Below are 21812 nucleotides of genomic sequence, written 5' to 3'. Positions count from 1 at the left end.
GGCATCATAGCCACCACTGGCGCGCCGGAATCGGCAGCGGCCCGTATGCTTCACGTCATTGCCCAGGGAGACAGACAGGATGAGTGACATGCCCCGCCCGGAAATGGACGAACAGACACTGGAATTTGCCAACCAGGTGATCGATCTGGCCCGCCAGGGCGATACCGAGCGCCTCGCCGCGCTGCTGCGCCAGGGCCTGCCGGCCAATCTGCGCAACCACAAGGGCGACAGCCTGCTGATGCTGGCCAGCTACTACGGCCACCTCGACACGGTGCGCGTGTTGCTGGAGCACGGCGCCGACCCGGACCTGCGCAACAACGCCGGGCAGACTCCTCTGGCCGGTGCGGCCTTCAAGGGTAACCTGCCGATGGTCCGTCTGCTGCTGGCGCAAGGTGCCGACGTCGAGGGCGCCTCAGCCGACGGTAAGACTGCGCTGATGATGGCGGCGATGTTCAATCGTCCGGAGATCGTCCGCTGCCTGCTGGAACACGGCGCCAACCTTGCCGCCCAGGATGCCAGCGGCCTGACGCCCCTGGCCGCCGCGCGGATGATGAACGCCGCTGATACCCTCGCCCTGCTCGAAGCGGCCTGAGCCACTCAGGCCGGGTCGCTGTGGACCAGCCGGTTGCGGCCTTCCGCCTTGCCGCGATACAGGCGACGGTCGGTGCAGCGGTAGAGTTCGTCGGCATCCAGGCCATCGGTGGGCCACTCGGCCAGGCCAAAGGTGGCGGACAGCGGAATGTGCTGCCCGCCGTACTCCAATGGCCGCCGGGCCACTTCCTGGCATAGCGCCTCCACCAGCGGCTGGGCATCGAAGCGGTCGGTGAACGGCAGCAGGATGCCAAACTCCTCCCCGCCCAGACGGCCGATCAGGTCGGTGGCGCGCAGCCGGTGGCGCAGGCACTTGCACAGGTGCTGCAGGGCCTTGTCACCGGCCTCATGCCCCCACTGGTCGTTGATCAGCTTGAAGTGGTCGACATCCAGCACCACCAGCACCAGTCGCGTGTCGTAGCGGGCCGATTCCTGGATGCAGCGCTGCAAGGCGCGCTGGAAGCTCTCGCGACTGGCTACCCCGGTCAGCGTGTCGGTGAGTGCAAGGCGGCGCAGCTGCTTGTAGGCATCGGCGCGGCGCCCTTCGTAGAGGTGCATGAAGGCCAGTACCAGCACACCGCAGAATATGCCATTGCCGATATCGATCAACCCTGGCGCATCCAGCCGCAGATGGTTCATGTAGAGGTACATCAGGGTCGCCAGCAGCATGAACGGCACGCTCAGCAGGAAACCGCGCCACTGCCCCAGCAACAGATAGGCCATGACCGGCATCAGGTAGACCCAGACAAACGCCGAGGCCGAGGCCTTGGGCATGACGATGATATAGAGGATGAAACAGAAGGTCGGAATCAGGTAGGCGAAGATCCATGGCACCAGGTGGCGCACCCGCTTGAGCCGGTGCGAGGCCCACAACAGCAGGCCACAAGCCGCCGCCTCGGCGATGGCCAGCCAATAGTTGCCGGCCAGGCTCTGGAGGATGCAGAACACCCCCAGGGTCACTCCGGTGCAGACGAAGATCAGCCGCATCAGCAGGCGATGATCAGCCTCTTCCAGCCCCGATGGCCCGGTGCTGGGCTCGTAGAGTTGCTCGGGATCGCTGTTGTGGTACATCAGCCTGGCTCCTTGGCTCGGCCGTCAGCGGGTCGACCGTCCCCATCATCCGGCCTGTCTCCCGTCTCAGAAGACTACTCCAATTTCCCACAGTCCGTAGGGCTATCTGACTGATTCATTCGCTGCGCTGGCCGATTCACGGCAGGATCGGCCGCTCTGGGCTAGCCTTCGCTGCATCATCCGTGGAGGAAATCTATGCGTTCGATCCTTGCTGTCCTGTCGTTGCTGGTGCTGTCCGGCTGCGCCTCATACCAGAGCGATGAAGTCCATCCCGTTCCCAGCGATCGACTGCTGGCCTATCAGCAACCGGGCAAGGACAGCGTCCAGGTCGACGTGACCCGCGACGTGGGCTATATCGGTGGCGGCTGCTACGTCGCTGTCACCATCGACCACGAAGTGGCGGCGCGCATTGGCAAGGGCGAATCGGCCAGCTTCCACGTGCCGGTCGGCAAGCACGTGGTCGGCATCATCGGCGACAAGGACGGCGACGGCCTGTGCAGCAAGGCGATGCTGCGCCGCGAACTGCTGGTGTCGCTGGAGCCCGGCGGCAACAACGCCTTCCGCATCAACAGCGACAACCGCACCGGTTTCGACATCAAGCCGGCGGTCCAGTAACCGCCGGCTCGGGTGCGCCTCAGCCGTTCAGACGAGCGACGAGGCGTGCCTGCAACTTCTCCAGTTCCGCCGCCTCGGCCTTGTTCGCCGCGTGAATCCCCAGGCCTTCGCCAGCATAGCGCGGGACGATGTGCATGTGGATATGGAACACCGTCTGCCCTGCCGGCGCACCGTTGAACTGGGCGACCTGCACGCCATCGGGGTTGAGCTCCGCCACCAGCACGCCGGTCAGGCGCTGCACCACGCGCATCACCTTGCCCAGCGCCTCGGGATCGACCTCGAGGATGTTGCGTGCCGGGGAGTTCTTCGGAATCACCAGGGTATGGCCGTAGGACTGCGGGAACAGGTCGAGGAAGGCGAGCACGTCGTCGTCCTCGTACAGCTTGTAGCAGGGGGCGTCGCCGCGAATGATCTGGGCGAAGATGTTCTGCGGGTCGTAGGTGCCGTGCAGGCTCATGATGGGTTCCTTTTCCCTTGACTGGGTGTGGGGCCGATGACTATGGGACCGCACCATACCGGTTTGTCGCCCGCTGGTCATGACCGGCGACGCGCAGCGGTCTATCCTGAGGCCTTTCGCTCAACAGATCGGAGTTTGCATGTCGGATCTTTCCGCGTTCCCCATCACCCGCAAATGGCCCGCCGAACACCCTGACCGCCTGCAGCTGTACTCGCTGCCCACGCCCAACGGCGTGAAGGTCTCGATCATGCTCGAAGAGCTCGGCCTGCCCTACGAACCGCACCTGGTCAGCTTCGAGCGCAACGACCAGATGTCCCCGGAATTCCTCTCGCTCAACCCGAACAACAAGATCCCCGCGATCATCGATCCCAACGGTCCGGACGGCAAGCCGCTGGCATTGTTCGAGTCCGGCGCGATCCTGGTCTACCTCGCCGACAAGACCGATTCGCTGATCGCCCCCGGCGCCAGCGGCCGCTACGAGACCCTGCAATGGGTGATGTTCCAGATGGGCGGGATCGGCCCGATGTTCGGCCAGATCGGCTTCTTCAACAAATTCGCCGGCAAGGACTACGAGGACAAGCGCCCGCTGCAGCGCTACGTCGATGAAGCCAGGCGTCTGCTGGCCGTGCTCGACCAGCGCCTGGAAGGCCGCGACTGGATCATGGGCGAGCGCTACACCATCGCCGACATCGCCACCTTCCCGTGGATCCGCAACCTGATCGGTTTCTATGAGGCCGGCGAGTTGGTGGAATTCGAGAAGTTCACCAACGTGAAGCGCGTGCTGGAACGCTTCCTCGCGCGGCCAGCGGTGCAGCGCGGGCTGAATATCCCGAAGCGGGATTGAGGATTCACACCCTGTAGGAGCGAGCTTGCTCGCGAACGGATTCCCCGGCAGCTCAGGAGCTGGACGGGTTCGCGAGCAAGCTCGCTCCTACGAAGAGCTCGAGCATCAGGCTTCGACCTGGCTCCACTGCTTCGACAGGCGCTTGTCCGACACCGGCAGCTTGGTCCCCAGTTGCTGGGCGAACAGCGAGACGCGGTACTCCTCCAGCATCCAGCGGTACAGCACCAGCTCCGGGTCGCGCTTGCCTTCCTGGGCGTGCTTGGCCAGGCGCGCCGAATACTGTTCCCAGTAGCCGGCCATCTCGCTGCTCCATACGCGGTCGCGCTGGACCTGGCCGGCAACCTTGTCCAGACGCTGCTCGACCGCCTTGAGGTAGCGCGGGATTTCCTTCAGCCACTCCAGCGGCGTGTCGCGCACGAAGCCGGGGTAGACCAGCTTGGCCAACTGGCCCTTCACGTCGTTCAGCGGCACGGTCATGGCGAGGTCGACCTTGCCCTTGAAGCGCTTTTGCAGGCCGTGCCAGAGCTTGAGGATTTCCAGGGTCAGGCGGGCAATTCGCTCGGCGTGCTCGGTCCAGGCACCACGCTTCTTCTCGGCCAGTGACGCGAGCCCGGCGCCGTCGCGCGGCAGGTTGTTCTCACCGTCGAGAATGGCGCTGTCCAGGCTGGCCAGCAGGATGTCTTCCACCAGCGCCTCGACCCGGCCCAGCTCGCGGTAGAGCAGGCCCATATCGGTCTGCCCCGGCAACTTGCTGCGCAGGAACTTGGCCGGCTCGGCAAGCTGTTGCAGCAGCAGGCGTTGCAGGGCCCGGCGGTGCTGGTAGTCGGCCTCGGCCTGGGTCGGGAAGCGGTTTTCCTTCACCACGCCGGCCTCTTCCACCAGCGCCGGGTAGACCGTCATCGACAGCCCGGCGACCTTCTGCTGGACCTTCTCCGCCACTTCCGTGAAGCCCTTGGCTTCCACCGGTTTCTGCGGCTTGTCCGCCTGCGGGATCGCCAGCGCGGCCTGGCTGGCCTCGGCGAAACGCGCGGTAAGTTCGACCAGGTCGCGGCCTTCGCCGAGGAACTTGCCGCGGGCGTCGACCACTTCGATGTTCATGCGTAGGTGGCTTTCCACCTGGGTCTCGGCTTCCGCCCAGGCTTCTTCCGTGACGCGGCTGCCGGTCATGCGCTGCAGCTCGCGACCGAGGGATTCGGACAGTTTGCCTTCGGCGAAGACCATCTTGCCCAGCGCAGCCTTGACGAAGTCCGGCACCGGCACGAAGTTCTTGCGGATCGCCTTGGGCAGGCTGCGCACCAGCTCCACGCACTTGGCCTCCAGCAGGCCCGGCACCAGCCATTCCAGGCGTTCGGCGGGCAGTTGCGGCAACAGGGGCGCGGGCACTCGCACGGTTACGCCGTCACGCACGTGGCCCGGCTCGAAGTGATAGGTCAGAGGCAATTGCAGTTCCCCCAGACGCAGGCGGTCCGGGTAGAGGCCGGCGGTGACCTCGCTGGCGTCACGGGCGAGGACATCTTCCTCGCGCATGATCAGCAGGTTCGGCTGCTGCTTGTGCTCGCGTTCGTACCACTTCTCGAAGCTGGCGGACTGGTAGATGTCCGCCGGCAGGCGCGCGTCGTAGTAGGCGAACAGGGTTTCCTCGTCGGCGAGGATGTCGCGCCGGCGGGCCTTAGCTTCCAGCTCGTCGAGCTTTTCCAGCAGCTGGCGGTTGGCCGACAGGCACTTGGCGCGGCTGTTGATCTCGCCACGCACCAGCGCCTCGCGGATGAACATCTCGCGGGATACCGGGGAATCGATCGGGCCATAGTGCACGGCGCGGCGGCCGATGATGATCAGGCCGTAGAGGGTGACCTGCTCGTAGGCCACCACCTGGCCACGGCGCTTTTCCCAGTGCGGCTCCAGGTAGTTCTTCTTAACCAGGTGCCCGGCCAGCGGCTCCAGCCAGTCCGGCTCGATCTTCGCGACCATGCGGGCGAACAGCTTGGTGGTCTCCACCAGTTCGGCGGCCATGATCCACTGCGGCTTCTTGCGGCCGATCACGCTGGAAGGGTGAATCCAGAAGCGTCGCTGACGCGCGCCGAGGTAGTCGCCCTCCTCCGCCTTCTGGCCGATCTGGCTGAGCAGGCCGGAGAGGATTGCCTTGTGCACGGCGGCGTAGTCGATGTCGCGGGCCTTTGGCTCGTCCGCCTTGGCGACCGGCTGGCGGCCACGGTTGTCGTGCTGCCGGGGCTGTTCGCGCGCGGGGTCGTTCTTGCGCTGGGCGCCGTCAGACTTGGAGCCGAAGGGCAGCTGCAGTTCGCGGCAGATCAGCGTCAGCTGGCGGTGCGCATCGCGCCATTCACGCAGGCGCAGGTAATTGAGGAAGTTTTTCCGGCACCAGTTGCGCAGGGCGTTGGAGCCCAGCGCCTGGCGCTGTTCCTCGAAACCGCGCCAGAGGTTGATCAGTGCGGCGAAGTCCGAGTCCGGGTCCTTCCACTGGGCGTGGGCCTGGTCGGCGGCCTGCTGGCGGTCCATCGGGCGCTCGCGCGGGTCCTGTACCGACAGTGCACTGGCCACGGTGAGCACTTCCGGCAGGCTGCCCTGCTGCGTCGCTTCCAGCAGCATGCGGCCCAGGCGCGGGTCGATCGGCAGGCGCGCCAGCTGGCGGCCCAGCGGCGTGAGCTGGCCCTCGCGGTTCACCGCCGAGAGTTCCTGCAGCAGGGTGAAGCCGTCGTTGATCGCCTTGCCATCCGGCGGCTCGATGAAGGGGAAGGCCTCGATGTCGCCCAGGCGCAGATGCAGCATCTGCAGGATCACCGCCGCCAGGTTGGTGCGCAGGATTTCCGGATCGGTGAAGGCCGGGCGGCCGTTGAAGTCTTCTTCGCTGTACAGCCGCACGCAGATGCCCGGCTCGACCCGCCCGCAACGGCCCTTGCGCTGGTTGGCGCTGGCCTGCGAGATGGCTTCGATGGGCAGGCGCTGGACCTTGGCGCGGTAGCTGTAGCGGCTGATGCGCGCGGTGCCGCTGTCGATCACGTAGCGGATGCCGGGCACGGTCAGCGAGGTCTCGGCGACGTTGGTGGCCAGCACGATCTTGCGCCCCGGCATGGGCGCGAAGATCTTCTGTTGCTCGGCCGGCGTCAGGCGCGCATACAGTGGCAGCACCTCGGTGTGGCGAAGGTTGGCCTTGCGCAGCATCTCGGCGGCGTCGCGAATCTCGCGCTCGCCGGGGAGGAATACCAGCACGTCGCCGGGGCGCTTGCCGACTTCGCGCTCGTGGGCAGCGATCTCGTCCAGTGCGCGGAGGATGCCCTGGTCCACGGAAAGGTCGTCGAACAGCGCTTCGCCGTCCTCGTCCACTTCCGCCGCCAGCGGGCGATACCAGGTTTCCACCGGATAGGTGCGGCCGGAGACCTCGACGATGGGCGCATCGCCAAAATGCTTGGAGAAGCGCTCCAGGTCGATGGTCGCCGAGGTGATGATCAGTTTGAGGTCCGGGCGGCGCGGCAGCAGCGTCTTGAGGAAGCCGAGCAGGAAGTCGATGTTCAGGCTGCGTTCGTGGGCTTCGTCGACGATGATCGTGTCGTAGCGTTCCAGGTAGCGGTCGTGCTGGGTTTCGGCCAGCAGGATGCCGTCGGTCATCAGCTTGATCAGCGTGCTGTCGTCGCTCTGGTCCTCGAAGCGCACCTGATAGCCGACCAGCGCCCCCAGCGGCGTGCCGATTTCCTCGGCGACGCGGGTCGCCACGCTGCGCGCGGCCAGGCGGCGCGGCTGGGTGTGGCCGATCAGGCCGTGGCTGCCGCGGCCCAGCTCCAGGCAGATCTTCGGCAACTGGGTGGTCTTGCCCGAGCCGGTCTCGCCGGCGATCACCACCACCTGGCTCTTCTCCAGCGCGGCCTTGATCTCGTCGCGCTTGGCGGCGATCGGCAGGCTGTCGTCGTAGCGAATCTTCGGGATGCTCGCGCGACGCGCCTCGACCTTGGCGCAGGACGCCTGGAAGCGTTCGGCCCACTGCGCCAGCTTGGCGGCGTCCGGGTGCTTGCGCAGTTCATGGAGCTGCCGGCGCAGGCGATGGCGGTCGCGGATCAGCGCGTGATCCATGCGTTGCAGGAGCTGTTCGGGAGTCGGCGTGCTATCAGTGGTCATCGGCTTCGCGGGAATCTGGGCGGGAGCGGCGCGAACAGGTGCGGGGCCGGTCCCTGGAATGGGCTGTCATGGCGACAATCCGCGAATTGTCGCAAAAGACCGGCACGGGCCGCCATGCCGAATGCGCCGCGGCCCGGATTGGCGGGGCGTTGCGCCCCGCCGGATCAGATGCGGAACTGGCCGACGAGCGCGCGCAGGCGCTCGCCCAGGCCATTGAGCTCGGTCGCGGTGCGCGCGCCCTTCGCCGCATCGTCGGCCACGCCATCCACGGCGCCGGCGATCTGGTGCACGCTGCGGTTGATCTCCTCGGCCACGGCGGTCTGCTCCTCGGCGGCGCTGGCGATCTGCGCGTTCATCGAGTTGATGGTGCCGATCAGTTGGGCAATGGCGTCCAGCGACTGCCCCGCCTGGTTGGCCTGGCCACGGGTGCGCTCGGCCATCTCGCTGGCGCGCTGCATGGCGTTCACCGAACCGGCGGTGGTGCCCTGCAGGCGGTCGATCATCTGCTGGATTTCGCCGGTGCTCTGCTGGGTGCGGCTGGCGAGCGCACGAACCTCGTCGGCGACCACGGCGAAACCGCGCCCGGCCTCGCCGGCGCGGGCCGCTTCGATGGCGGCGTTGAGCGCCAGCAGGTTGGTCTGTTCGGCGATGGAGCGGATCACTTCCAGCACACCGACGATGCCCTGCACGTCCTGGCGCAGGGTGTCGAGGGAGTCGCTGCTGCTGCGCACCTCACCCACCAGGTCGTTGATCTGCGCCACGCACAGGTCCACCTCGCGCTTGGCCGCCTGACCTTCGCGGTCGGTCTGCTGTGCGGCGTCGGCGGCCTGCTGGGCGCTACGTGCCACTTCCTGAGCGGCGGCGGTCATTTCGTTGATGGCGGTGGCCACCTGGTCGGTCTCGTGGCGCTGGCCATCCATCGCCCGCTCCGAGCGTTGTGCCTGCTGGGCCACGTCCCCAACCAGGCCGGATAGCTGTTGGGTGGTGCCGGCCACCTGTTGCACCAGCACATGGATCTTCTCGACGAAGCGGTTGAAGGAGCCGGCCAGTTCGCCCAGTTCGTCATGCCGCGCCAGCTTCAGGCGATGGGTCAGATCGCCGTCGCCGGCGGCCATGTCATCGAGGTTGTCGCGCACGTCGACGATCGGCTGGACGATGGCTCGGCTGAACAGTCCGGCCAGCAGGCCGATCACTACCAGCAGCGCCAGCGCGGACCCACCCATGAGCAGCAGCAGGTCGTCGATCTTCGAAGTAAAGGCGGCGCCGGCTTCCTGCGCCTCATGCTCGACGTCGTCGAGGTTGAGCGAGGTGCCGAACACCAGGTTCCACTTGGGCAGGTAATGGGCGTAGCCGATCTTCGGCACGATGGCATTGCCGCCGGGCAGCGTGAAGCTGTAGCGCACGTAGTGCCGGCCACTCTGCCCCGCCGCCACCAGCTCGCGGATGGCGTAGACGCCGTTGGGGTCGCGGTAGGCGCTGAAGTCTTCGCCCAGGCGTTCATCGCTGGTGCCCTGGAAGACGCGCACGGAGCGGGTGTCGTAGCCCCAGAAGTAGCCGCCCTTGCCGTATTCCAGGCGTTTGAGGATCGCCACGCCCTGCTCGCGAGCCTGGGCATCGCCTTCGGCGGCGGTCTGGTAGACCGGGCCGACGGCCGCCAGGGCAACGTCGACGAAGTTCTTCAGCTGCGCTTCGCGGTCGTGGGTGAGGTTTTCCCGTATCTGCGCTTCCTGCTGGGCCGCCAGGCGATTCAGGGCGACCGTGGTGATGGCGCACAGCAGCAGGGTGAGAATCAGGATCGGGATGATCGCCAGGAGCAGGACCTTGGCGCGAAGACGCAGTGCAGTGTTCAAGGCGCGATACCTCAGGTTCAGAGGGGCGCCGCATCCGTGCGGGCATCAAAAAACCCGCCTCGCGGCGGGTTTCTTATCTATCGGCTCAAGCCTTGACTTTCTTGAGCTCCTGGTCGCGCAATTCGCGACGCAGGATCTTGCCGACGTTGGTGGTCGGCAGGCTGTCGCGGAACTCCACGGACTTGGGACGCTTGTAGCCGGTGAGGTTGTCGTGCATGTGCTGCATGACCTGCTCCTTGGTCAGGGTGACGCCCGGCTTGGACACCACGAAGACCTTGATCGACTCGCCGGACTTCTCGTCCGGGATGCCGATGGCGGCGCACTGCAGCACACCCGGCAGGGTGGCGAGCACATCTTCCAGCTCGTTGGGGTACACGTTGAAGCCCGACACCAGGATCATGTCCTTCTTGCGGTCGACGATGCGCATGTAGCCGTCGTCCTGGATGATCGCGATGTCGCCGGTACGCAGCCAGCCGTCCTTGTCGAGGATCTCGTCGGTGGCTTCCGGGCGCTGCCAGTAGCCCTTCATCACCTGCGGGCCCTTCACGCACAGCTCGCCACGCTCGCCAAGCGGCAGGTCCTGGCCGTCATCGCTGATGACCTTGCACAGGGTGGACGGAACCGGGATGCCGATGGTGCCGATCTGGATGTTCTGGAAGGGGTTCACCGACACCACCGGGCTGGTCTCGGTCATGCCGTAGCCTTCGCAGATGGCGCAGCCGGTGACGTCCTTCCAGCGCTCGGCGCTGGCCTGTTGCAGGGCCATGCCGCCGGACAGGGTCAGCTTCAGCGCGGAGAAGTCCAGCTTGCGGAAGCCTTCGTTGTTGCACAGGCCGACGAACAGGGTGTTCAGGCCGACGAAGCCGGTGAACTTCCACTGCGACAGTTCCTTGACCATGCTCGACAGGTCGCGCGGGTTGGTCACCAGGATGTTGTGGTTGCCGGTGAGCATCATCGCCATGCAATGGAAGGTGAAGGCGTAGATGTGGTACAGCGGCAGCGGCGCGATGAGGATCTCGCAGCCTTCGTTGAGGTTGGCGCCCATCAGTGCCTTGCACTGCAGCATGTTGGCCACCAGGTTGCGGTGCGTCAGCATCGCGCCCTTGGCCACGCCGGTGGTGCCGCCGGTGTACTGCAGCACGGCCACGTCGTCGCTCTTGGGCGAGACTTCCGCCACCGCCTTGCCACGGCCCTTGGCCAGGACGTCGGTGAGCTTCTGCGCCTGCGGCAGGTTGTAGGCCGGCACCATCTTCTTGATGTGCTTGACCGCGAAGTTGACGATGAAGCGCTTGAGCGGCGGCAGCATGTCACCCACTTCGGTGACGATGACGTTGCGGATGCCGGTCTTGGGCAGAACTTCTTCCGCCAGGTGAGCCATGTTCGCCAGGCACACCAGCGCCTTGGCGCCGGAGTCGTTGAACTGGTGTTCCATCTCCCGCGCGGTGTACAGCGGGTTGGTGTTGACCACGATGAGGCCGGCGCGCATGGCGCCGAAAACCACGACCGGGTACTGGAGCACGTTGGGCAGTTGCACGGCGATGCGATCGCCGGGCTTCAGATCGGTGTGTTGTTGCAGATAGGCCGCGAAGTCCCCGGAGAGCTTGTACATCTCGCCGTAGGTCAGGGTCTTGCCCAGGTTGCTGAAGGCAGGCTTGTTTGCAAAGCGTTGGCAGGACTCTTTGAGTACCGCGAGGATGTTCGGGTACTGGTCAGCGTTGATCTCGGCAGCGATCCCCACTGGGTATTTGTCCTTCCAGAAATTGTCGGTCATGGAAGCCCACTCCTAAGCAACAGCTCATCTTTACCGCAGTGCGGTTCGTTGTTGTGTTTATGTCGCTTTCCCTGGCGGCAGGGAGCGAAAAGCGGGCCGAGATTAGCAGCTTTGAGAAACAGCGACCAGCACCAAACACAGCCTTTCCAGTCAGAAAAATGACCGAAAACAGTCGTTCCGGTCACTCACCTTCCACTCGTCGGAAAAGCCCGTCCCAGAAGGGCTGCAGCCTTGTTGGATTGTCCGACAAGGCTGGTTTCAGGGAGATGAAACCGGAAAAAAGAACGGGTATTGATGCTCAGACCAGTTCCCATTGGCAAGGTGAACCATCGGTGTCGGATCCGACGGGCTGGCGCAGGGCACTGCCCAGCGGGGAAGCGAAAAGACACTCGTCGCCGCTTCCGATCGATGAAAGCTTCATCCGCCAGATATCGGCGAAATCCCCCCCTGGGAATGATCTGCCTCAACACCCGCCAGGTTCGTATCCCGCAGAGTGCTTTTGCACTCTCCTGGAGAACCCTCATGTTTCCCGAATTCCGTGAAAAGATTACCCGCCTCAAGGCCGAGGACCCGCATTTCGCCAAGCTCTTCCATAGCCACAACGATCTCGACCAGCAGATCAAGAACATGGAAGCCGGTATCACCCCTGCCTCGCACGACACCATCGAGACGCTGAAGAAGCAGAAGCTGCAGCTCAAGGACGACCTGTACGAGATCCTGCGCAAGAAGGATGGCTGCTGCCAATGCGGCAGTGGCAGCTGTGGCGGTTGACCCACTCGGCCGGCAACCAGCAACAAAAAAGGGGGCTGATCCCGGATCAGCCCCCTTTTTCGTCCACGCTCACCTCAGGCGGTTTCGCGCAGCTCCCGGCGCAGAATCTTGCCCACCGGCGTCATCGGCAGGGCGTCCTTGATGACGATGTGCTTGGGCACCTTGTAGCCGGTGAAATTCTCCTTGCAGTATGCCTTGAGTTCTTCCACCGTCACCCCGCCCTCGCGCGGCACGACGAACAGTTTCACCGCCTCGCCGGATTTCTCGTCCGGCACGCCGACCGCCGCGCAGTTGGCGACCTTCGGGTGGGCCATGACCACGTCCTCGATCTCGTTGGGGTAGACGTTGAAGCCGGAGACGATGATCAGGTCCTTCTTACGGTCGACGATGCGCACGAAGCCGTCCGGGTCGATCACCGCGATGTCGCCGGTGCGCAGCCAGCCTTCGGCGTCCAGCACCTCGGCGGTGGCTTCCGGGCGCTGCCAGTAGCCCTTCATCACCTGCGGGCCCTTCACGCACAGCTCGCCGCGCTCGCCCAGGCCGAGGTCGCGGCCCTCGTCATCGATTACCTTCAGCGCGGTTCCCGCCACCGGGATGCCCACGGTGCCCAGGCGCGCCTTGTCGCCGTACGGGTTGGTGGTCACCACCGGCGAGGTTTCGGTGAGGCCATAGCCCTCGACCACCGAACAACCGGTCATGGCCTTCCAGCGCTCGGCGGTGGCGGTGACCAGCGCGGTGCCGCCGGAGTTGGTGACCTTGAGGTTGGAGAAGTCCAGCTCCTTGAATTCCGGGCGATCCATCAGGGCGACGAACAGAGTGTTCAGGCCCAGCAGCGCGGAGAAGCGCCACTGCTTCAGTTCCTTGATGAAGCCGGGGATGTCGCGCGGGTTGGTGATCAGCACGTTGTGGTTGCCGTTGACCATCATGCACATGCAATTCGCGGTGAAGGCATAGATGTGGTACAGCGGCAGCGGCGCGATCATCACCTCGTTGCCCACCTGCATCAGCGGCTTGCCGTCCGGGCCGTGCTGCTGCAGGCAGGCATGAACCTGCTGCATGTTGGCCACCAGGTTGCCGTGGGTGAGCATGGCGCCCTTGGCCACGCCGGTGGTGCCGCCGGTGTACTGCAACACCGCGATGTCTTCCAGGCCGACCTTGACCGGCTGCAAGCCATGGCCGCGGCCCTGGCGCAGGGCGTCCTTGAAGGAGACGGCCTGGGGCAGGTTGTACTCCGGCACCATCTTCTTCACGTGCTTGACCACGGTGTTGACCACGAAGCCCTTGAGCGCAGGCAGCATATCCCCCATGCGCGCCTCGATCAGGTATTCGATGCCGGTGTCGGGCAGCACTTCCTGCACCAGCTTGCCGAACAGGTTCACGTAGACCAGCGCGCGGGCGCCGGAGTCCTTGAACTGGTGGCGCATCTCGCGGGCGGTGTAGAGCGGGTTGGTGTTGACCACGATGAGGCCGGCGCGCAGGGCGCCGAACACGGCGATCGGGTATTGCAGGATATTGGGCATCTGCACGGCGATACGGTCGCCGGGCTTGAGGTCGGTATTCTTCTGCAGGTACGCACCGAAGGCGGCGGACAGGCGGTCCAGCTCGGCGTAGGTCAGGGTCACACCCAGATTGCTGAACGCCGGACGGTCGGCGAACTTCTTGCAGGAGCGCTCGAACACTTCCACCACGGACTTGTAGGCCGCCAGATCGATGTCACTGGGCACGCCGGCCGGGCGTTTGTCGTTCCAGAAATCAGGTTGCATGTTTTTCTTGTCCTCGTACCTGAGCGAAACCAAACCGCCATTGCGGTCATTTGACGGAAGCTAGCAGTTCCCCCGGTCAGCGCAAAGACTCCCGCACGCGTCATTGACTGCGTGAATCTTGCCCCACCGCCGCCTTGCCAGGCGCAATGCCCCCAACGCCTGGCGTCGCGGGAAGCCTAGGCCAGCCGACGCAATCCATACAGGAAATGTCCGCGCGCGGGCCTGAGCAAAAATCGCCTGGGCAGACACGCGCAGCGCTGTACACTGCGCAGCGTCGGCGATGATCGCCATGTCTCCTCTGCGCTCGATAATTCGTACAACAATCGGGAAGGACCCATGCCCTACGCTGCCTACTGGCTGACCGCCAGCGACGAGACGCCGTTGTACACCCGCCACTGGGCGCCGGAAGGCCCGTCCCGCGGGGCCCTGATGCTGTCCCACGGCATGGCCGAGCACGCCGGCCGCTATGAGCGCCTGGGACATGTGCTGAACACCGCCGGCTACCACCTCTACGCCATCGACCAGCGCGGCCACGGCCGCACCGCCGAGCATGGCGAGCTGGGCCACTACGCCGACCACGGCGGCTGGGGCAAGGTGATCGGCGATCTGCATACGCTGAACCAGCACATCCGCGAAGAACACCCGGACCTGCCCATCGTCCTGCTCGGCCACAGCATGGGCAGCTACATCGCCAGCGCCTACCTGATGCAGCACAGCGCCAGCCTGAAGGCGGCGGTGTTGTCCGGCTCCAACTACCAGCCGGTGGCGCTGTACAGGAGTGCCCGCGCCATCGCCCGCTTCGAGCGTTGGCGGCAAGGCCCGCTGGGGCGCAGCGCACTGATCGATTTTCTGTCCTTTGGCTCCTTCAACAAGGCCTTTAAGCCGAACCGCACCGCCTTCGACTGGCTCAGCCGTGATCCCGTCGAAGTCGACAAGTACGTCAACGATCCGCTCTGCGGCTTCCGCTGCAGCAACCAGCTGTGGCTGGACCTGCTCGGTGGCCTGGCCGACATCACCCCGCTGGAGCATCTCTCGCGCATTCGCAGCGACCTGCCCGTGCTGGTGATCGGCGGCGAGCGCGACCCGGTCAGCCAGGGCAAGCGCCTGCGCGATCTCGCCCAGGCGATGACCCGGGCCGGGGTTCGTGACGTCCAACTGAAGATTTATCCCGACGCGCGTCACGAGTTGTTCAACGAGAGCAACCGTGACGAGGTCACCCACAACCTGATCGACTGGCTGGGCGCGCACTGCCCCGTCCGCCAGGCCGAGACTCTCGAGGAGCCCATATGACCCAGGTCCAGAACGTCCCCTACGAAGAACTCGAAGTCGGCCAGAAGGCCAACTTCAAGCGCAGCGTCGGCGAGCGCGACATCCAGCTGTTCGCCGAGGTCTCCGGCGACCGCAACCCGGTGCACCTGGACGCCGAATACGCCGCCACCACCCAGTTCAAGGAGCGCATCGCCCACGGCATGCTCACCGGCGCGCTGATCAGCGCGGCAATCGCCACCACCCTGCCGGGCCCTGGCACCATCTACCTCGGCCAGAACCTGACGTTCACCCGCCCGGTGAAGCTCGGTGACGAACTGACGGTGGAACTGGAAGTGCTGGAAAAGCTGCCGAAGAACCGCGTGCGCATCGGCACCGTGGTGCTCAACCAGGACGGCAAGGCCGTAGTGAAAGGCGAGGCCGAAGTCATGGCACCGACCGAGAAGCTCAATATCGAGCTGCCTGCCCTGCCGCCGATCACCATCGGCTGACGCGCATTCCGGGGTCGGCCATCCGGCCCCGGAAACTTGTATACAGTTTCCGTCTCAACTACCCTGCCCCTCGTCAGTTCAATCACTGGGATAACCGAAGGCCCTCCGCCCGAAACCCCATCACCGGGAATCGGAGCCGCCATGGACCTTCGACTGCTGTTGCTATCCCTCTGCACCTTCGCCGCCGGCGTTGCCGAGGCCATCCTCACCGGCATCCTGCCCTCGCTGGCCGCCGACCTTCATGTCTCGCTCAGCCTCGCCGGCCAGCTCACCAGCCTGTTCTCCCTGAGCTTCGCCGTTGCCGCGCCGCTGCTCGGTTGGTTGACCCGTGGTATCGAGTGCCGCCGCTTGCTGGTGATTACCCTGCTGGTGTTCGCCGCGTTCAATGCGGGAGCCGCCCTGAGCCCCGGCTACATCCCGCTGCTGCTGATGCGCATCGGCATGGCCGCGTGCTGTGGATTGCTGATCATGCAGGCCAGCCTGCTGGCGGTGGAACTGGCGCCGCCGGCCCAGCGCGGACGCGCCATCGGCCTGATCTTCATGGGCATCAGCGGTTCGCTGGTGTTCGGCGTGCCGGCCGGCGTCCTGGTGAACGAGTGGTTCGGCTGGCGCTGGATCTTCGCCGCCATCGCGCTCTATTCACTGCCGCTGGCCGCCCTGCTGCGCCTCGCCCTGCCCCGCCGCACGCTGGGCAGCCCGGCCAATGGCGCGGCCTACAAGCGCCAGCTGCGCAGCCCTTCGCTGAATCTGGCGCAGCTGGTGTCGATCCTGCTGCTGGGCGGGCACTTCACCCTGTTCGCCTACATCACGCCCTGGTTCCAGCAGGTCGCCGGGATCACCGACAGCCAGCGCATCGCCCTGACCCTGCTGCTGATCGGCCTGGCGGCCATCGGGGGCGGCTACCTCGGTGGCTGGTTGAGCGACCGCCTCGGCCATCGCCGCGCGCTGATCGTGGTGCCGGTGCTGTTCACCCTGGCGATGCTGGCGATTCCGCTGAGCCTCGGGCATCCCTGGCTGTTGCTGATGGCGCTGATGGTCTGGAGCACCATCAGCTGGATGATCTCGCCGGCGGTGCAGAGCTACCTGCTGGCCAGCGACCCGGTCAGCGGCAGCGCCGGGGTGGCGCTGAACACCTCGGCCATGCACCTGGGCGTAGCCCTCGGCGCGGCGCTGGGTGGCGCGGTGATCAGCCTGGCCGGCATTACCTGGACGCCCTGGGTCGGCATCTCACTGGTGGCGGTGTCGGTGCTCTGCGCGGCGCTGTCCTGCTGGCTGCAGCGCGAGCGGGACGACACTCCGCTCAGCGTTCCCTCACCGTGACGCTGGCGGTCATCCCCGCACTCAGGTGGACGCCTTCGGGCACCTTGTCCAGACGGATGCGCACCGGGATGCGCTGGGCCAGGCGCACCCAGTTGAAGGTCGGTTCGACGTTGGCCAGCAACTGGCTGTCGGGAATCGCGTTGCGGTCGGTGATACCGCTGCTGATGCTTTCCACGGTGCCATCGATGGCCGTTTCGCCACTCATCAGCACGATCTTCGCCGGCTGGCCGACATGAATGCCGGGCAGCTTGGTCTCCTCGAAGTAGGCGGTGACGTAGAAGGACTTCTGGTCCACCAGCGCCATCATCGCCTGGCCGGCCTGGGCATAATTGCCCTGGGCCAGGCGCAGGTTGGTCACCTGGCCGTCGCGCGGGGCGCGCATCTCGCTGCGGGTCAGGTTCAGTTCGGCCAGGCGCACCTGGGCCAGCGCCTGGTCGTATTCGCTCTTGGCGATGGCGGCGTTGATCTGCGCGGTCTCCTTGTCTTCGGCGCTGATCGCCGCGATGCCCAGACGGTTGCGCCGCGACGCTTCGCTCTGGCGCAGCAGATACTGCTGGTGGCGGGTCTCGGCCAGCGCCCTGGCCTGCTCCAGGTTGGCGGCGTAGCGCTCGCGGTCGATGCGCATGATCAGGTCACCAGCCTTGACCTGCTGGTTGTCCTGCACCGCAAGGTCGGTGACCCAGCCGGACACGTCCGGGGCAATCACCACCACGTCGGCACGCACCCGCGCATCGCGGGTCCAGGGCGACAGCATGTAGTAGCGCCACAGCCAGGTGCCGGCGAGTACGGCGCAGAAGACCAGAATCAGGGTGACGGCTACGCGAAGGAATCCGCGCATTCAGCTTCTCCTCTCAAGGGGCCGCGCTCAGCGCCCAGGTGACGCCGCAGAGAATCAGCACGAACAGCGAGCAATCGAACAGCGCTTCGTGCCAGATCCAGCGGCCGAAGGGCGTGGCCTGCAGCAGCAGGCGCAGCACCACGGTCAGGCCCAGGGCCAGCAGCGCGTAGATGAACAACGGGCTGAGGTAGACGCCGCCCCAACCGACCTCATGCAGTCCCATGCTGATCCTCCAATCGACACCACTGCCGCCAAGTGTGGCGCAATTGCGCCAAGGCGGCGCGGGCCAGACGATTGGGTTCGCTCTCGCCTTGGAGATCACGCGCCAGGGCTTCCTCCAGCGGTTCGCAGAGCGATTCCAGGCGCTGCTCACGGCCACTGCCCGGCCCTTGCTCCAGCACGCCGGCGAGCGAACCGAGGAACTGGTCGCGCGCCTTGCGTAACAGGCCGTGAGCGTTATTCAGGCAAGCGCGCATGTGGATCAGCTCATTGCCCAGATCCAGCGCCAGCAGGCCGTCCTGCCAACGCCGCTGCTCCTCCTTCGGCAGCAGGGTATAGTGCCGCGCCAGGCGAATCAGGCGGTCGGCCATGCGTCCGCCGAACCAGTTCTCCGCCTCCTCGATCGGCCGTCGGGTCAGGCGGCCGAGGTCGACGCAGGTGGCCTGGATCAGGCGCCGGTTGAGCCAGTCCGCCGGCAGTGTCAGCAAACGGAACACCACCACCGCGAAACCCACGCCAATGACCACGCCCTGGGCGGAATTGAGCAGCGACGCCAGGTCATAGCGCATCACATTGCTCGGCGCTACCAGGGTGATGAAGTGGATCGAGAACGAGGTGGCGGTGCCAGCCAGCGCAGGCGTAGCCATGCCCAGCAGGGCGAAGAACAGCGGCACGCCGAGCGCCAGGCAGAGCAGCGGGAAACCGTTCCACTGCGGCAGCAGCCACTGGGTGACCACCGCAGCGGCAGGTATCGCGTAAAGAATGCCGCGCAGGAACCCCAGGCCGATGGCGACGGCATTGTCGCGGTTGGCGAACAGGCTGCAGATCACCGCCGCCAGCAGCATCCCGCCGGTGGCGGCGGGCCAGGCGGTGGCCATCCAGAAGGCCGACATGCCGAGCAGCGCTACGGCGCTACGCAGCCCATAGAACAGCGCCATCAACCCGTCGCGGTGCCAGGACAAGGTGCCGGTCGCCCGCTCGTCCACCGCCCCCGAGGCCACCGAACGCATGGTGCGCTCGGCCTCCACGGCCTTGCGCAGCAACAGCGCACAACGGGTCAGGCAGTAGCGCAGGTCGTTGGACCGGGTGTCGTCGGCACCCGCCTGCTCCAAGCGTTCGCCCAACGTCTTCATCGACTCGACCTGCGGGTCCTGCAGCACCGCCTGCAACTCGTCGATCCAGGGTTGCAGCTGCGCCTTGTCGCCCTCGTCCAGCACGCTGCGCTGGCGGGCCACGCCACGGGCGGTGCGCAACAGGCTGAGCAGGTCGCGGGAGAGGATGCGCAGTGCCCGCGACCGCATGCGCCCGCGATAGCCCTCGAACCAGGCGTGGTCGCGCTGCACGTCCACCTCGACGATCTTGCCCAGCGCCAGCAGCAGGCCCTTGATCTCCCGCGCGTCGGCATCGATCTCGCTGCGCGCGGCCTGCATCCCGGTCAACCAGGTGGCTCGCGCCTGCTTGTCCAGGTTGGCCTCGACCCGCCGCGGCCAGAGGATCGCACTGACCACCGAGGCACAGAGGATGCCCAGGCAGATTTCCGTGGAGCGCGCCACGGCCTGGTCGAACACCCCCAGAGGATGGCTGATCGCCGGTAGACCGATGATCGCCACCGTATAGCCCGAGAGCACGAAGGCGTACGACACGTGGTTACGCAGCGTGGTCGAAGCGGCGGTGCAGAGGCCGAGCCATACCGACACGGCGAGCAGGAACAGCCAGGGGGTCTGGGCGAACAGCGCCATGATCACCACGGACATGGCGGTACCGGCCAGGGTGCCGATCAGGCGAAAGAGCCCCTTGGCCACCACCATGCCGGACAACGGCTGGGACACGATGAACACCGTCATCAGTGCCCATTGCGGCTGTTCGAGGTCGAAACGGAAGGCGCACCAGAGCGCCAGACCGCCGGCCAGGAGCGTCTTGATCGCGAATTTAAGCGCCAGCGTATCCGGCGCGAGGAATGCCTGTAGCGTAGGTCGCACGCGGTCTCTCGAAAGGCTCGGGTCTATCGGCTAAAGATAGTCGGCCACGGGAACTGCAACATCGTTGCCAGCCACATTGTTAGCCAGCTAACAAAATAGCATCCCGACTTTCGCGCAGGCAAAAAAAACGGGCGACCTAAGTCGCCCGAAGTGCCTTGCGTGCTCTGTGTATCTGTAAGGATCAGCTCTTCTTGTGGCTGTCCTTCCAGATGAAAATTCCGATCCCACCGAAGAACACAACCATCAGTCCTACGGTAACGATGCCTGCGAGAACCACTTCGTCGATGAACATGATGCTGGCCTCCTGTTTGCCTACATCGTCTGGGGATGTGTGCAGATTACCGGCGACCGGGCGGGACAAATTGACCTGGATCAATGGCCGACAAGGCGCTTTTCGGCGAGGACCGGAGCACTGACGCAGGTCAACTTACGGAAGGGGACGGGTGCGGCGGGAAGCCGCGCAGGGCGGCGCTTTTGCGGGAAGAGGAGCAGTCAGCGGCGGGGAAAATCAGCGTTTCTTCGGCTTGCTCTTGCCCTTCTTGCGCGTCTTGCCCAGCGGCAGCGCGTTCTCGAAGGCCTGACGCACGTCCTGCAGGCGTTTTTCATGCACGTCGTGGATGCGCTTGTCGCGCTCGGAGGCGAAGTCGATCAGTTTGTCGTCGTTGCTCATGGCAGGGCATGCACCAGGCGGAAAGTCAGATTCAGGCGCGGTGCGACCGGACGGCGCGTCTTGGCGACCTGATGTTGCCAATAATGCTGCGTTGCGCCGGACATGACCAGCAACGAACCACCGGACAGCTCGATGGAGTGTTCGATTGTGTTACGCCCCTTGCGACGCAAGTCGAAACGCCGCGCGCCACCGAGGCTCAACGAGGCGACTACCGGGTTGCGCCCCAGCTCCGGTTCGTCGTCGCTATGCCAGCCCATGGAGTCCTGGCCGTCCCGGTAGTAATTGAGCAGCACGCCATTGAAGCGCTGCCCGGCCGCCGACTCGACCCTCGCGCGGATTTCCGCCAGCAGAGGCGTCCACGCCAAGGGCGTGTGGGTCAAGCCGGAATAGGTATAGAAAGCCTCGGGGTCTCCGTACCAGGCAACCCTTCGCGGCACCGGGTAATCGCGCCCATGCAGGTGCACGCTGGGCTGCTCCCAGGGCGTCTGGGCGACCAGTTGCTCGAACCAGTGCTCTGCCAGCGACGACGGACACCAGTCGCTCAGCAGGCGCAATTCGGCATCGGGCAATTGAATAGGGGCATCGTCGAACAACATGCGGGACTCGGCGCAATCAGGTGTTCGCCCAGCTTACTCCGAGCCGGCCGTCAGATCTCGATGTCGATCCACCGGCCCTTGCGCTGGGTCTCCTGCACCTCGCCCAGCTCCTCGACCTGCTCCAGCTCCTCCAGGGCCTCGCCCTCCGGGGTGCCGTCGCCGGCCTGGCGGCGTTTGCGGCGGCGCTGGTACTCCTCTTCCAGCATCTCTTCGTCCGGGCGACGCTCCAGCCCCACGCCGGCGTTGCCCGCGCTGGGCGCAGGCGGGCTCACCGGGGCGACATCCGGTCGCGGCCTGGGCACGTCCTGCTGGGCGGTGACCGGTGTCAGACTGTGGGGAATGGGCAGCAGCATAGGGAAAGGTCCCGTCGGAACTCCTCTGGTCAGGCTATCGGCCGGTCCACTACAGACTTGAGTCCGGCTCGCTACACTTTCGTCATTTGCGGCAACTCCAGCGGGAGTCTTCGACGCCTAGCGCCCTCCTCCCGGCAGGCCCGACCGGTCGGACGACCGGAACCGTCATCGGCCATCGCTGAATGCCGCGCGTTCCGGTACCATAGCCGGCTTTTTTTGGGA

General features: G+C 65.5%; 20 protein-coding genes. 7 read left to right on the top strand and 13 right to left on the bottom strand.

Going from position 1 to position 21812, the window contains the following annotated elements; genetic code table 11:
- Positions 1-79: 79 nt before the first annotated feature.
- A complete protein-coding gene (locus ACAW63_RS12120; protein WP_371233927.1) occupies positions 80-592 on the top strand; it encodes an ankyrin repeat domain-containing protein in 513 nt (170 codons plus the stop codon).
- A gap of 5 nt (positions 593-597) precedes the next feature.
- Here the strand turns inward: ACAW63_RS12120 and ACAW63_RS12115 are convergent, their stop codons facing one another.
- A complete protein-coding gene (locus ACAW63_RS12115; RefSeq protein ID WP_371233925.1) occupies positions 598-1662 on the bottom strand; it encodes a GGDEF domain-containing protein in 1065 nt (354 codons plus the stop codon).
- Positions 1663-1857: 195 nt separating this feature from the next.
- On the opposite strand from ACAW63_RS12115, the gene ACAW63_RS12110 reads away from it, so the two are divergent.
- Positions 1858-2277 (top strand): 3-isopropylmalate dehydratase, encoded by a 420-nt coding sequence (locus tag ACAW63_RS12110; RefSeq protein ID WP_371233923.1) that lies wholly within the window; start codon positions 1858-1860, stop codon positions 2275-2277.
- A 19-nt stretch (positions 2278-2296) separates the two neighbouring features.
- On the opposite strand, the gene ACAW63_RS12105 is transcribed toward ACAW63_RS12110, so the two are convergent.
- Positions 2297-2734, bottom strand: coding sequence for an HIT family protein (locus ACAW63_RS12105; protein ID WP_371233922.1), 438 nt, complete (start codon positions 2732-2734; stop codon positions 2297-2299).
- Positions 2735-2873: 139 nt separating this feature from the next.
- On the opposite strand from ACAW63_RS12105, the gene ACAW63_RS12100 reads away from it, so the two are divergent.
- The gene (locus tag ACAW63_RS12100) at positions 2874-3578 is read left to right on the top strand and encodes a glutathione binding-like protein (protein WP_371233921.1); all 705 of its coding nucleotides are present in this window, start codon (positions 2874-2876) and stop codon (positions 3576-3578) included.
- A 105-nt stretch (positions 3579-3683) separates the two neighbouring features.
- Here the strand turns inward: ACAW63_RS12100 and hrpA are convergent, their stop codons facing one another.
- From hrpA to fadD1, 3 genes are all read right to left on the bottom strand, one after another.
- A complete protein-coding gene (gene hrpA, locus ACAW63_RS12095; protein ID WP_371233920.1) occupies positions 3684-7703 on the bottom strand; it encodes an ATP-dependent RNA helicase HrpA in 4020 nt (1339 codons plus the stop codon).
- A 164-nt stretch (positions 7704-7867) separates the two neighbouring features.
- Positions 7868-9553 (bottom strand): methyl-accepting chemotaxis protein, encoded by a 1686-nt coding sequence (locus ACAW63_RS12090; RefSeq protein ID WP_371233919.1) that lies wholly within the window; start codon positions 9551-9553, stop codon positions 7868-7870.
- A gap of 85 nt (positions 9554-9638) precedes the next feature.
- Complete coding sequence (gene fadD1 / locus ACAW63_RS12085; protein WP_371233917.1) at positions 9639-11324, bottom strand: long-chain-fatty-acid--CoA ligase FadD1; 1686 nt, start codon at positions 11322-11324, stop codon at positions 9639-9641.
- Between the two features lie 522 nt (positions 11325-11846).
- Here fadD1 and ACAW63_RS12080 point away from each other — a divergent pair.
- Complete coding sequence (locus ACAW63_RS12080) at positions 11847-12095, top strand: YdcH family protein (protein ID WP_275610697.1); 249 nt, start codon at positions 11847-11849, stop codon at positions 12093-12095.
- Positions 12096-12169: 74 nt separating this feature from the next.
- Here the strand turns inward: ACAW63_RS12080 and fadD2 are convergent, their stop codons facing one another.
- Positions 12170-13858, bottom strand: a complete 1689-nt coding sequence (gene fadD2 / locus ACAW63_RS12075) for a long-chain-fatty-acid--CoA ligase FadD2 (RefSeq protein WP_371233915.1) — start codon at positions 13856-13858, stop codon at positions 12170-12172.
- 336 nt (positions 13859-14194) lie between these two features.
- On the opposite strand from fadD2, the gene ACAW63_RS12070 reads away from it, so the two are divergent.
- The 3 genes from ACAW63_RS12070 (at position 14195) to ACAW63_RS12060 (ending at position 16935) form a co-directional block, all read left to right on the top strand.
- Positions 14195-15148, top strand: a complete 954-nt coding sequence (locus ACAW63_RS12070; RefSeq protein WP_371233914.1) for a lysophospholipase — start codon at positions 14195-14197, stop codon at positions 15146-15148.
- On the top strand, positions 15145-15615 hold the full coding sequence (locus ACAW63_RS12065; RefSeq protein ID WP_371233913.1) for a MaoC family dehydratase: 471 nt from the start codon (positions 15145-15147) through the stop codon (positions 15613-15615). The genes ACAW63_RS12070 and ACAW63_RS12065 overlap by 4 nt, the downstream gene beginning before the upstream one ends.
- 141 nt (positions 15616-15756) lie before the next feature.
- Complete coding sequence (locus ACAW63_RS12060) at positions 15757-16935, top strand: MFS transporter (protein WP_371233911.1); 1179 nt, start codon at positions 15757-15759, stop codon at positions 16933-16935.
- Here the strand turns inward: ACAW63_RS12060 and ACAW63_RS12055 are convergent.
- The 7 genes from ACAW63_RS12055 to ACAW63_RS12025 all read right to left on the bottom strand — a co-directional run bounded on the left by ACAW63_RS12055 (position 16916) and on the right by ACAW63_RS12025 (position 21590).
- Positions 16916-17773, bottom strand: a complete 858-nt coding sequence (locus ACAW63_RS12055) for an efflux RND transporter periplasmic adaptor subunit (RefSeq protein ID WP_371233909.1) — start codon at positions 17771-17773, stop codon at positions 16916-16918. The genes ACAW63_RS12060 and ACAW63_RS12055 overlap by 20 nt on opposite strands.
- Before the next feature lie 13 nt (positions 17774-17786).
- The gene (locus ACAW63_RS12050) at positions 17787-17996 is read right to left on the bottom strand and encodes a DUF1656 domain-containing protein (protein ID WP_371233907.1); all 210 of its coding nucleotides are present in this window, start codon (positions 17994-17996) and stop codon (positions 17787-17789) included.
- Positions 17983-19971: an FUSC family protein gene (locus ACAW63_RS12045; RefSeq protein ID WP_371233905.1), complete on the bottom strand. Its 1989-nt coding sequence runs from the start codon at positions 19969-19971 to the stop codon at positions 17983-17985. The genes ACAW63_RS12050 and ACAW63_RS12045 overlap by 14 nt, the downstream gene beginning before the upstream one ends.
- Before the next feature lie 181 nt (positions 19972-20152).
- A complete protein-coding gene (ccoM, locus tag ACAW63_RS12040) occupies positions 20153-20263 on the bottom strand; it encodes a cytochrome c oxidase subunit CcoM (protein WP_279381559.1) in 111 nt (36 codons plus the stop codon).
- A gap of 216 nt (positions 20264-20479) precedes the next feature.
- The gene (locus tag ACAW63_RS12035; RefSeq protein WP_371233903.1) at positions 20480-20641 is read right to left on the bottom strand and encodes a hypothetical protein; all 162 of its coding nucleotides are present in this window, start codon (positions 20639-20641) and stop codon (positions 20480-20482) included.
- Positions 20638-21237, bottom strand: a complete 600-nt coding sequence (locus ACAW63_RS12030) for an alpha-ketoglutarate-dependent dioxygenase AlkB (protein WP_371233901.1) — start codon at positions 21235-21237, stop codon at positions 20638-20640. Before ACAW63_RS12030 ends, ACAW63_RS12035 begins: the two co-directional genes overlap by 4 nt.
- Positions 21238-21287: 50 nt before the next feature.
- Complete coding sequence (locus ACAW63_RS12025; RefSeq protein ID WP_371233899.1) at positions 21288-21590, bottom strand: aspartate-semialdehyde dehydrogenase; 303 nt, start codon at positions 21588-21590, stop codon at positions 21288-21290.
- Between the last annotated feature and the right edge of the window lie 222 nt (positions 21591-21812).

Origin of the sequence: Pseudomonas sp. QE6 (assembly GCF_041379005.1) — a bacterium.
Lineage (GTDB): Bacteria > Pseudomonadota > Gammaproteobacteria > Pseudomonadales > Pseudomonadaceae > Pseudomonas.
Note: the sequence above shows the minus strand (reverse complement) of the source record. Positions and strands in the feature narration are given on the sequence as shown.